Annotated in this window: 11 protein-coding genes; 4 read left to right on the top strand and 7 right to left on the bottom strand. The window is 63.9% G+C overall.

What is annotated here, in order from left to right:
• Positions 1-3 precede the first annotated feature (3 nt).
• From MID00_RS04930 to MID00_RS04910, 5 genes are all read right to left on the bottom strand, one after another.
• Positions 4-1,173, bottom strand: a complete 1,170-nt coding sequence (locus tag MID00_RS04930; RefSeq protein WP_254499804.1) for an ABC transporter permease — start codon at positions 1,171-1,173, stop codon at positions 4-6.
• The gene (locus MID00_RS04925) at positions 1,170-2,942 is read right to left on the bottom strand and encodes an ATP-binding cassette domain-containing protein (RefSeq protein ID WP_254499803.1); all 1,773 of its coding nucleotides are present in this window, start codon (positions 2,940-2,942) and stop codon (positions 1,170-1,172) included. The genes MID00_RS04930 and MID00_RS04925 overlap by 4 nt, the downstream gene beginning before the upstream one ends.
• Position 2,943: 1 nt before the next feature.
• A complete protein-coding gene (hlyD, locus tag MID00_RS04920; RefSeq protein ID WP_254499796.1) occupies positions 2,944-3,984 on the bottom strand; it encodes a secretion protein HlyD in 1,041 nt (346 codons plus the stop codon).
• Between the two features lie 27 nt (positions 3,985-4,011).
• Entirely contained in the window at positions 4,012-4,437 is a 426-nt protein-coding gene (locus MID00_RS04915) for a hypothetical protein (protein ID WP_083768689.1), read from the bottom strand.
• Positions 4,438-4,624: 187 nt separating this feature from the next.
• Positions 4,625-5,233: a TetR/AcrR family transcriptional regulator gene (locus MID00_RS04910; RefSeq protein WP_004255154.1), complete on the bottom strand. Its 609-nt coding sequence runs from the start codon at positions 5,231-5,233 to the stop codon at positions 4,625-4,627.
• A 335-nt stretch (positions 5,234-5,568) separates the two neighbouring features.
• Between MID00_RS04910 and MID00_RS04905 the strand changes: the two genes are divergently transcribed.
• From MID00_RS04905 to MID00_RS04890, 4 genes are all read left to right on the top strand, one after another.
• Positions 5,569-7,323, top strand: a complete 1,755-nt coding sequence (locus MID00_RS04905; RefSeq protein WP_066921863.1) for an alpha/beta hydrolase — start codon at positions 5,569-5,571, stop codon at positions 7,321-7,323.
• A 108-nt stretch (positions 7,324-7,431) separates the two neighbouring features.
• Positions 7,432-7,875 (top strand): phasin family protein, encoded by a 444-nt coding sequence (locus MID00_RS04900; RefSeq protein WP_066921861.1) that lies wholly within the window; start codon positions 7,432-7,434, stop codon positions 7,873-7,875.
• Between the two features lie 10 nt (positions 7,876-7,885).
• A complete protein-coding gene (phbB, locus tag MID00_RS04895; protein WP_254499795.1) occupies positions 7,886-8,632 on the top strand; it encodes an acetoacetyl-CoA reductase in 747 nt (248 codons plus the stop codon).
• Positions 8,633-8,896: 264 nt separating this feature from the next.
• Positions 8,897-9,793, top strand: a complete 897-nt coding sequence (locus MID00_RS04890; protein WP_254499793.1) for a LysR family transcriptional regulator — start codon at positions 8,897-8,899, stop codon at positions 9,791-9,793.
• A gap of 231 nt (positions 9,794-10,024) precedes the next feature.
• On the opposite strand, the gene MID00_RS04885 is transcribed toward MID00_RS04890, so the two are convergent.
• Entirely contained in the window at positions 10,025-10,414 is a 390-nt protein-coding gene (locus MID00_RS04885) for a prolipoprotein diacylglyceryl transferase family protein (protein WP_254499792.1), read from the bottom strand.
• Positions 10,415-10,530: 116 nt separating this feature from the next.
• The gene (locus MID00_RS04880; protein WP_180157879.1) at positions 10,531-10,902 is read right to left on the bottom strand and encodes a DsrE family protein; all 372 of its coding nucleotides are present in this window, start codon (positions 10,900-10,902) and stop codon (positions 10,531-10,533) included.
• Between the last annotated feature and the right edge of the window lie 60 nt (positions 10,903-10,962).

Raw genomic sequence — 10,962 nt, 5'->3', positions numbered from 1 at the left:
GCGTCACTCCAGGTTCTTGCGCGTGGCGCGCTTGGCGATCACGAAGAACAGCACCCCGATCGCCGCCATGGCCGCCAGGTTGGGCAGGAACACGGCCCAGATGTCGCCGGCCAGGAACACCGTCTTCAGCGAATCGACGAAGTAACGCGCCGGAACCAGCCGGGTGATGGCCCGGATTGGCGCGGGCATCGCGTCGATCTCATACAGAAAGCCCGACAGCATGAAAGCCGGCAGAAAACCCGTGAACAGCGCGATCTGCGCTGCCAGGAACTGGTTGCGTGCCAAGGAGGAAATCAGCAGACCCTGACCCAGCGCCGGCACCATGAACACCGCCGACAGCAGCAGCAGCGCCGCCAGCGAGCCCCGCATCGGGACCCCGAACACGAACACCGCCAGCGCCGCCGCACCCAGCGTGGACAGCATGCCGAGCACGAAGTACGGCAGCAGCTTGCCGATCAGGATTTCGGCCACCGAGGCCGGCGTGGACAGCACCGCCTCCATGGTGCCGCGCTCCCATTCACGCGCCACCACCAGTGCAGTCAGCATGGTGCCGATGATGGTCATGACGATGGCGATGGCACCGGGAATCAGTGCGCGGCGGCTTTCCAGCTCGGGGTTGAACCAGTAGCGCGGTTCCAGCATGACGGCCTGCGCTGGTGCTCCGACGTCCAGTCCGGCACGCCAGGACTGGACCACGCCGCGGGCGTAGTTCTCGACGTAGTTGGCGGTATTGGGGTAGGAGCCGTCGGTGACGATCTGCACCAGCGGCTCGCTGCCACGCTGGGCCAGCCGCTGCTCGAAATCCTGCGGGATCACCACGTAGCCGCGCAGGTCGCCTGAGACCAGTTGGTCGGCCACTTCGCGTCGGTCATGAGCGAAGTGCGTATCCAGGAAGCGGGTGCCCGAAAACGCTGCGGCCAGCGACTGTGCCGATGCGCCGGGTGACTCCAGGACCACGCCGACGCGGACATCCTTCGCATCCAGCGACACCGCATAGGCGAACAGCAGCAGCAACACCACCGGCAGCACGAACGCGATCAGCAGCGTCGAGGGGTCGCGCAGCGCCTGGTAGCTTTCCTTGGTGACCAGGGCGATCAAGCGCCGCAGATCAAAATGGCGCAGGTCGGTCTGCTGTGGTCCATTCCCGTCCTTGTGCTTTGTGGTGCCGTTCATGTGGCGGCCTCCAGCTCGCGGTCCGCCGACTCCACCAGGTGAATGAAGGCGTCCTCCATCGTCGGGTCGGGTCGTTCGGGGCTGACCGCCGAACGTTTGAGCGCGTCGGGCGTATCCAGCGCAATCAGTTGCGCACGCGAGAGCATGGCCACGCGGTCGCAGTATTCGGCCTCGTCCATGAAGTGGGTGGTGACCATGATGGTCACGCCCTTGCGGGCCAGTCCGTTGATGTGGGTCCAGAATTCGCGCCGGGTGATCGGGTCCACGCCCGAAGTGGGTTCATCCAGAAACAGCACGGGCGGCCGGTGCATCAGCGAACAAGCCAATGCCAGGCGCTGCTTGTGGCCCAGCGGCAGGGAATCGGGCGTGGCGGACAGCCAGTCGCCCAGATCGAAGGTTTCGATCATCTCGGCAATGCGCTCGCGACGGGTGTTGCCTTCCAGTCCGTAGACGCCGGCCGAGAATTCCAGGTTCTGCTGCACCGAGAGCAGGCCGTAGAGCGAAAACTTCTGCGCCATGTAGCCGAGCCGGCTCTTGGCTGCGCCGGTGGCGCGGCGCAGATCATGGCCCACCACATGCGCTTCGCCAGCCGTGGGTTTCAGCAGGCCGCACAGCATCTTGAAGGTGGTGGACTTGCCGGCGCCGTTGGGGCCGAGCAGGCCGAAGATTTCGCCCTTTTGCACCTCGAAGCTGACGTTGTCGGTGGCGGTGAACTCGCCGAAGCGCTTGGTGAGGTTTCGGCACGACACGGCAATGTCGGAACCCAGCTCAACCGGCGGCAGACGCTCGGCCAGCGTCGAAGTGCCGCCGGGGCCACCACCGAGCAGATCGATGAAGGCGTCTTCGAAGCGCGCGGGCACCTGCGCCAGCTCCACTCGCGCCTGATCGGACAGGGCCTGGAGCTGCTCCGCTTGAGCGCCCTCGCGCAACACCACGCGCACGCCGGCGCCCTGGATCACGCCATCGCTCACGGTGGGCAGGTCGAGTGCCTGGGTCAGGACCGCTCGTCGCTCGGCACCGACGTCTTCCAGACGGAAACTGCGGCCTTCGAGCTGCGCGGTCAGCTCCTGCGGCGGGCCATCGAACAGGAGCTGCCCTTGGTTCAGCAGCAGCACGCTCTCGCAGCGCTCGGCTTCGTCGAGATAGGCGGTGGACCAGACCACGGCCATGCCTTCATCGGTCAGCGCCTGCACCATGCGCCACAAGTCCTGGCGGCTGACCGGGTCGACACCCACGCCCGGCTCGTCCAGCAGCAGCACCTTCGGCCGCGCCATGAGCGCACAGGCAAGGCCCAGCTTCTGCTTCATGCCGCCGGAGAGCTTGCCGGCCAGGCGTTTGGTGAAGGGTCCGAGCCGCGTGAAGTCCAGCAGATCGGCAAACAGATCGGCGTTGCGGTCCGCATCCATGCCGCGCAACTGCGCATACAGGCGCATGTTCTCCATCACCGACAGGTCTTCGTACAGTCCAAAGCGTTGCGGCATGTAGCCGCTGGCGACGTGAATGGCGTCGTTGTCCTTGACCACGTCATAGCCTGCCAAGGTGACGTGGCCGGCGTTCGGCACCAGGAGGCCGGTCAGAATCCGCATCAGCGTCGTCTTGCCAGCGCCGTCGGGGCCGACCAGACCCGTCAGCCGCCCATAGTGGATGCGCGCGCTCAAGCCCCGCAGCGCCTTTACGTCGCCGAAATGCTTGTCCACGCCCTCGATGACGACGGCAGCGTCTTCGCCCGCACCCGCAGACACGGCGGCGATGGCAGGGCTTGCCTGCATTTCAACGCTCCCCCGCCGGGATACTGGTGCCGGCTTTCGCATCGACCTCGATCGTCACCGGCATGCCCTGGCGCAAGGCACTGTCGCTGTCGGCTTCGTCGATGACGATGCGCAGGCGGTAGACCAGATCCGTGCGCAAATCCGTCGTCTCCACCGTCTTGGGGGTGAACTCGGCGCGCGGCGAGATGAAGCCGATCTGGCCGCGATAGACCTTCTCTGATGAATCGCTTTTGACGCGCACCACAGTACCGGGCGCGATGCGCCCCAAGTCCGACTCGCCCACGTAGGCGCGCACGTAAACCGGCTTGTCCAGGCTCAGGCTGTAGACCGCGCTCTGGCTTGCGACCATGCTGCCGGGCTCCCGCACTCGTGCGATGACGGTGCCGCTACTGGGCGCCATCAACTCGGTGTCCGCCAAGGCTGTCGTGGCTTGCGCTGCGGCAGCCTGTGCGGCCGCAAGGCGAGCTTCTGCCGCGGCGATGTCTTCCTTGCGAAAACCTTCGGATGCTTGCGACAGGGCCGCCTTGGCCGCTTCGACGCCAGCGGTTGCCTGGTCGCGCGCCGTGCGGGCGGCATCGACCGTGCGCTGGCTGCTGGCGCCCGATGCCAGCAGGCCACTCTGGCGCTGGAAATTGCGCTCGGTCTCGGTGGCGAGCGCCTGGGCCTGCCTGAGGGCTTCGCGCGCCTGGGTGATTTCCTGCGGTCGCAGGCCGCGGCGCAGCTTGGCCAGTTCCGCCTGCGCCACCTGCACCTGGGCCTGTGCTGCCGCAAGTGCTTCCCGATAGGGTTGCGCGTCAAGCGCCGCCAGGCGCGCGCCCGCGCTGACGGCATCGCCCTCATCGAAAGCCATTTGCATCACGCGCCCGGGCTGACGGAAGGCCAGTTGCACCTCGCGGATGTCGACGTTGCCGTAGAGGCGCAATGCATCTTGTTGTCCATGGTCGCGCGACAGCCAGAACGCCAGTGCGCCGCCAAGAGCGAGCACGACGACGGCGATCACGACCCAACGGGTTTTCTTGAAGAGGAGGTTTGGAGTTTTCATCGATGGGTTTCCGCTGGATAAAGGTGCTCAGTGCTCGCGTGCGACCGGCGCATTCGCCGCTGACCGGCGCCAGGCGATGGCCGCTATGCCAGCCCACACCAACGTGCGCAGCGTCATGGCGACCACCGTGCGTCGCTCCCAGGCGCCACCCAGAGCCACATGCACTCCGAAAGCGAGGAACACGAGTGCGGTCGCCACCGTGATGACAATCGCCAACCACGCGGCCCAGCGCCGGCGCATCCACAAGCCGACGCCGGCGACGATGTAGGCGAACCCGGCCAGAAAATTGAACCAGAGCACGAAAGGCACATAGTGGCCGGCGGCTTGGCGCGCCGCGCCGTCGACAAACAGAACGGCGCCGCCCTCCCGAAGAGTGAGCAGGCCGAAGCCGATCGCGAGCAGGGAGATCAGCCAGTTCCAGAGGCTGCGTTGTGGATGAGTGGTCATCTTCATGGCCTTTACTTGATCGCGGAAACTCCCAAGCCTTCGCCGTCGTCGCGGCGTGCGTGTGCGTTCCGCCGGGCGGTCGGGCTGAGTGTTGAATGACGCGGATTCGCGCTGGAGGCGCAACGCGATCGCATGACCGTGGTGTGCCTCTCGGCCGACCGGGCAACTGCGTGGCGGCAGGATGGAAGGCGTTTCATCGGGTGTGCGTGATGCCACGGAGATAGATGGCAAACACGGCTGGCGCATCACGACGAATGCGACTGACCTTGCCGGCCAACAGCGACTGCATGACCAGTCCCTGGATCGTGCCGATGAACAACACGGCGGCGGCATCCACGTCCAGATCCGCATCCAGGTCGCCTTGCGCCTTGCCTGCCTCCATCAGGCGGCGCAGGCGCTGTTCGTATTGACGGAGCAAGGTCTGCACCATCCGCTTGGCGAGCGTCTCGCCAGAGCGTTGCAGTTCTCCGAACAGCATGCGCGGCACGCCGGGATGCTTGGCCACGAAGTCGATGTGCGTCATGAACATGGCTTCGAGTGCTGCGGCAGGAGACGCGGCGCCCTCGGCCGCCTTGTCCACGCGCACCAGTAGACGCTCACCGACCCAGGTCATCGTTGCCTCCAGGATCGCGTCCTTGGTGGGGAAGTGGCGAAACAGCGCGCCCTGCGTCAAACCCATTCGATCGGCGATGGCCGTGGTCGTGATTTCGGCCGGGTTTTGCTCCGCGGCCAAGTCCACCACCGCTTGCACTGTGGCAGCACGCCGCTCTTCAGCGGACAGATGTTGAGGACGTTCGCTCACCGATCAGACTCCATAAAGTAAGTGACCTATTACTATCCTAACATGCAAAACATCCGCGTCGCAAGATCGGGAATACGGTTCATCGCACGGGAAAGGATGGTTCCTGCCCCATCCATGGATCGTGGCCAAGTGAGCTGACGAGACCCAGGAAGCGAACACACCCCTCAGGCGGATCATGAGTAATCGGTCGGCAAGTCGGCCACCTCAGTCAGAGCAAGAGAAGCGATTTCGTTCGAGCGAAGGCGGAAATCCCCCGGGCGTTCTTCAAGGCTTTGCATCTTTTCCCGTAGGCATTATGATAGTAATAAGTTACTTACAACATCGGAAGATCAGAGATGAACACCCTTGCCATACCTGACAAGCCCGCGCCGGCACCGTCCGTCTGTCACCCCGATGTCCTGGATACGCTTGCGAACGCGTGCCGGGCACGCGGCACTGGCGGGTTGTCGCCGGCGGCGGGTTTGCTGGCTTGGTACGACTGGGCGCTGCACCTGAGCCTTTCACCGGGCAAGCAGCGCAGCCTGATCGACAAGGGGTTGCACAAGCAGCGACGCTTGGCGCGTTACGTCGCGCACGCTGCAAGTGCCCACGGCTGCCCCACGTGCATTGAGCCGTTGGAACAGGATCGGCGCTTCGAGGCGCCGGCCTGGCAGCAATGGCCGTTCAACGTGATCCACCAGGGCTTCTTGCTGCAGCAGCAGTGGTGGCACAACGCCACGACCGGCGTGCGCGGCGTGTCGCGCCATCACGAGAACATGGTCACTTTCGCCGGGCGGCAGTGGTTGGACATGTGGTCGCCATCGAATTTCGTCTGGACCAACCCGGAAGTGCTGGAAGCCATCAAAACCAGCGGCGGCGTCAACCTGTGGCGCGGCGCGATGAACTTCCTCGACGATGCACAGCGTCTTGCGCTTGACGATGAACCGGCCGGGGTCGAAGGCTTCAAGGTCGGCCAGGACGTGGCGGTCACGCCAGGAAAGGTGGTGTTCCGAAACCACCTCATCGAACTGATCCAGTACACGCCGACGACGCCCGATGTGTATGCCGAGCCGGTGTTGATCGTGCCTTCCTGGATCATGAAGTACTACATCCTCGACCTGTCACCGCACAACTCGATGGTGAAGTACCTGGTCGACCAGGGGCATACGGTGTTCATCCTTTCCTGGAAGAACCCGACCGCGGCCGATCGCGACCTCGGCCTCGAGGATTACCGGTGGCTGGGGGTCATGGATGCACTGGACGCGGTCACGGCCATCGTGCCCGAGCGCAAGGTGCAGGCGGTTGGCTATTGCCTGGGCGGCACCTTGCTGACGATCGCCGCAGCCGCGATGGCGCGCGATGGCGACGAACGGCTGCGCAGTTTGACGCTGCTGGCGTCGGAGACCGACTTCCGCGAGTCGGGCGAAATCGCGCTTTTCATCGACGACAGTCAACTCGCCTGGCTGGAAGCCGGGATGTGGGACAAGGGCTATCTCGACGGCAAGCAGATGGCCGCCTCTTTCCAGATGCTCAACTCGCGCGACCTGATCTGGTCGCGCCGCGTGCGCGAGTACCTGCTGGGCGAACGGCAGGAGTTCAATGACCTGATGGCATGGAATGCCGACGTGACGCGCATGCCGTATCGCATGCACAGCGAGTACCTGCGGCGTTTGTATCTGAACAACGATCTGGCCGAGGGACGCTACCGGGTCGGCGGACGGCCGGTGGCGATCGCCGACATCGAAGTGCCGATGCTCATCGTCGGCACGGTGCGCGACCACGTTGCCCCCTGGCCATCCGTGTACAAGATGCATCTGCTCAGTGATGCGGAGCTGACCTTCGTACTGACCAGCGGCGGGCACAACGCCGGCGTGGTCAGCGAGCCGGGGCACCCCCGGCGCAGCTACCAGATTGCGACCCGCAGCGTCGGCGCTCGCTACGTCGATCCGCAAACGTGGCGTACCGAAACCCCTCTGAATGAGGGCTCCTGGTGGCCAGCCTGGCAGCAGTGGCTGGCACGACATTCGACCGAGCGGGTATCGCCGCCCGCCATGGGCGGCACGCAGGTCCCGCTTGGTGATGCACCGGGAACCTATGTGGCAATGCGCTGATACGACGCGCCGAAGCCGAGACAAGACAAGACTATTTCAACAGGGACATCGCTAGGGATGGCCTACACCCGCCCCGAAGGGGGCCCACCATGACCGAAGGGCACTGCAATGAGCAACGAACTGCCAATCCATCTCTACAAAGCCAATGCCGAGCTGCAACTGCAGATCACGCGCTTGCTGCAGGAGAGCAGCCATCACTGGCTCGAAGTCATGCAACAGCTCAGCGCTGGCGGCGTGCTGGAGACCACCTCGCGCATCCAGGGCCTCCAACAGGCGGCCGACTGGCAGGCGCTCGCGACCTTGCCGTCCGAGGTGTTCTGGCGTCTGTGCCAAGGCCGCATGGGCGATGCCCAAGCGGTCGGGCAAGTAGCAGCCAAGAGCCAGACGGCCTTTGCCAATGGACTGCGCCAGGCGCTCACGACTTGGCAGGAGTCTGTCTCCGAGGCATTCGGCGCGAGTGGCGACGCAGCCTCTTTCACGCAGCTTTGCCAGCGCTGGACGCAGCCCTGGACCGCCCCAAGCGCCGTACCCCAGGGCAAGACCAAGAAATGAGGGGACGGCAATGAATACGACGCAACGGACGGCGCTGGTGACGGGAGGCAACCGCGGGTTGGGCGCTGCGATCGCCCGTGCCCTGCACGATGCCGGCCACCGCGTGATCGTCACGCATACCCCCGGCAACACCACGATTGGCCGGTGGCAGCAAGCGCAAGCGACACAGGGCTACACATTTGCTGCCTACGGGGTGGATGTATCGGACTACGAATCAACGCAGGAACTGGCGCGGCGCATCCACGCCGACGGTCATCGGATCGACATCCTGGTGAACAACGCCGGCATCACCCGCGATGCAACGCTGCGCAAGCTCGACAAGGCCGGTTGGGATGCCGTACTGCACACCAACCTGGACTCCATGTTCAACGTCACCAAGCCGTTCATTGATCCGATGGTCGAGCGCGGCTGGGGTCGCATCGTCAACATCTCGTCGATCAACGGCAGCAAGGGCCAGTTCGGGCAGACCAATTATTCGGCGGCCAAAGCCGGCGTGCACGGGTTCACGAAGGCGCTGGCGCAGGAGGTCGCGCGCAAGGGTGTGACGGTCAACACCGTGTCGCCGGGTTATCTGGCCACCGAGATGGTGATGGCGGTGCGGGAGGACATGCGCCAGAAGATCATCGATGCGATTCCGGTTGGCCGTCTGGGCCAGCCGAACGAGATTGCGGCACTTGTCGCCTTCATCGCCAGCGAAGCCGCCGCCTTTATGACCGGCAGCAACGTGGCGATGAACGGCGGCCAGCATATGTATTGAGTAGTCGAGGGGCCTGCGGCATGAAAGTCTGGACCATTCGCTTGGGCAGTTCACCGAAGAGCATCCTTTACACACTCGGGTGCTCGGACACGAAGCATGCGCATTGACACGAGGGTGTTTGCGTGCTGACGGATAGTGATCTGCAAGTCCTCCGGTTGACCGCACGTTTAGCAGGCGTCGTCACCCTGATCCTGATTGACATCCCCATCGCTTGGTGGCTGGCTCGTACCAAGACCTGGTGGAAAGGGCCGATGGGAGGCTGCCTTGGAGCCTAGATTGCTACGCTATTTCGTTGCAGTCGCGGAAGAGCTGCATCTCGCCCGCGCGGCCGAGCGTCTCGGGATCGAGCAATCTCCCGTATCGCGAGCAATGCGCGACCTGGAAAGCCAGCTTGGCGTGCAGTTGTTCGACCGCAGCACCCGCCTGACGCGGCTGACCTGGGCCGGCCAGGTGTTCCTAGGCGAATGCCGACGCGTGATGGCCACCGTGGAGCAGGCAGTCAAGAGTGCCAAGGCGGCGGCACAGGGCTACCAGGGCCATCTGCGCATCGCGATCTGCGACGGCCTGGCGCAGCCCCGCATCGCCACCTTGCTGGCACGCAGCCGCGAGGAGGAGCCCGAGATGGAGATTCGCGTCTTCGAGCTGCCGTTCGCGCAGCAGCTCAAGACGCTGCACGACGATCTGCTGGACATCGGCTTTGCGTTGTCAAACGCGGTACATGATGGCCTCGTCGCCGAGCCGGTGTGGACCGATCCGCTGTCGGTGATCGTGCCCGCACGCCACCCCTTGCTGGCACACGTGCAGGTGCCGCTGGCCGAAGCCCTGAAGTTCCCGCTGGTTCTGTGCCATCCCGAATCGGGATCGGGCTGCCGCCATCAGATTCAAGCGCTGCTGCAGGACGCAGGCACGCCGCTCAAGCTGGTCGATGAAGTGACCAGCCTGGGCGTGATGCTGACCCTGGTCGGTGCCGGCTACGGCATCGGCTTCGCCATCGCCTCGCAGGTGCAGACGCTACAGCGCCCGGACATCTCCATTCGTCCCTTGGCCGGCAGCCCACCGGTGCTCTCTACCTACCTGCTGCGCCGCCGGGGCGAACCCTCGGAGTCCATGAAGCGGTTCATCGAGCGGGCGAAAGGCGGGCGGGACCGCGCCTGTCGATGATGAGTCAATCCTTTGAGGACGCAGCTCACCTGTCCGTAGCGGCCTGTGGCGTGATGTGCCAGTGGACAGATAGACTTCGGTATGAAATCCGATGCTCTGGCTGTTGATGGATGTGCTTGGCTCGCTTTGGATCACCCGCAACGGCCTGCGTTGACCAGGCCGAAGACTTGAGTCCACAATCGAGTCCATTCCGTGACGCTTGGATCGGAAAAAACGTTCGTAATAAACGAGTTAGCGACCGGGTGCTGTTCCCATCACCCAAATCACACTTGCAGCAATCAAGCCCGACAGCAAGGGCTTCTTCATTGCCGGAAAACGTCGGACCACCATCGTGGCATAGAGCCATGCTGCCAGTAGACCAGCCCAGGGAGACCATCCTCCGTCACGAAGATCAAAAATGCTCCATGGTGTGCTGGAGTAGGCATCATGATGCTGGAGCAGGAACCCCAAGCGAGCGCAGATCGCGCTGACGAAAAGAACGCGGTAGATTCGACTCTCTACTTCGACGCCGGCTTTGCGCCCCAGGTAATTTCCGACCAACAAAGCAATGGCCAGGACGAGCGCAACGAGGACCAAACTCGGCGGCAGTGACACTGGTCCTATCTGAATGGCATGAATCAAGTTCTAGCTCCCGCCTTGAACGAGCGGGCCGAGACATCCGCTCGCCAGTTCTTGGGCAGGAGGCGCCTCTCGCCTGCTGGTGGATGGCCTGGCGTATCGCACGGCAGGTTGTACCCTCAGGTCACCTGCAAGGAGCCCTTTGCATTCATGAGAAGCTCGATGACATCCGGTGCCGTGATGACCTCGAAGCGCGGGTCCATTTGCTCGGCTGTCAAGCCGTTGTGGATCATGCAAGAGCCGCAGACGGCGATGCGGCCACCTTTCTCGATGTACTTGGCCAGCAGGTCTGCAACGGGCTCGAACGGCTTGCCGATCGCCATGCCTGCCGTAGCCCCGGGCTTGCCGAGTTCGACGGCTTCGACCATCAGGATGATTGTGGCCGTGTGGCCTTTGAGCAAGGCGTTGAGGGCCATAGTGAAGGTCACGGTGACCTTGTTCGGATTGCTGGTGCCGTCGAAGACGGTCGCGACGAAATCAGTGGTTTGCATGTTCAGCTCCTGGTCAGTGTATGAATAGAACGGTGGGACGGTCTACGGGGTGAGGTTGCG

Source organism: Alcaligenes sp. NLF5-7 (assembly GCF_024266725.1).
GTDB lineage: Bacteria > Pseudomonadota > Gammaproteobacteria > Burkholderiales > Burkholderiaceae_B > Alcaligenes > Alcaligenes phenolicus.
This window is presented reverse-complemented; position numbering and strand designations above follow the sequence as displayed.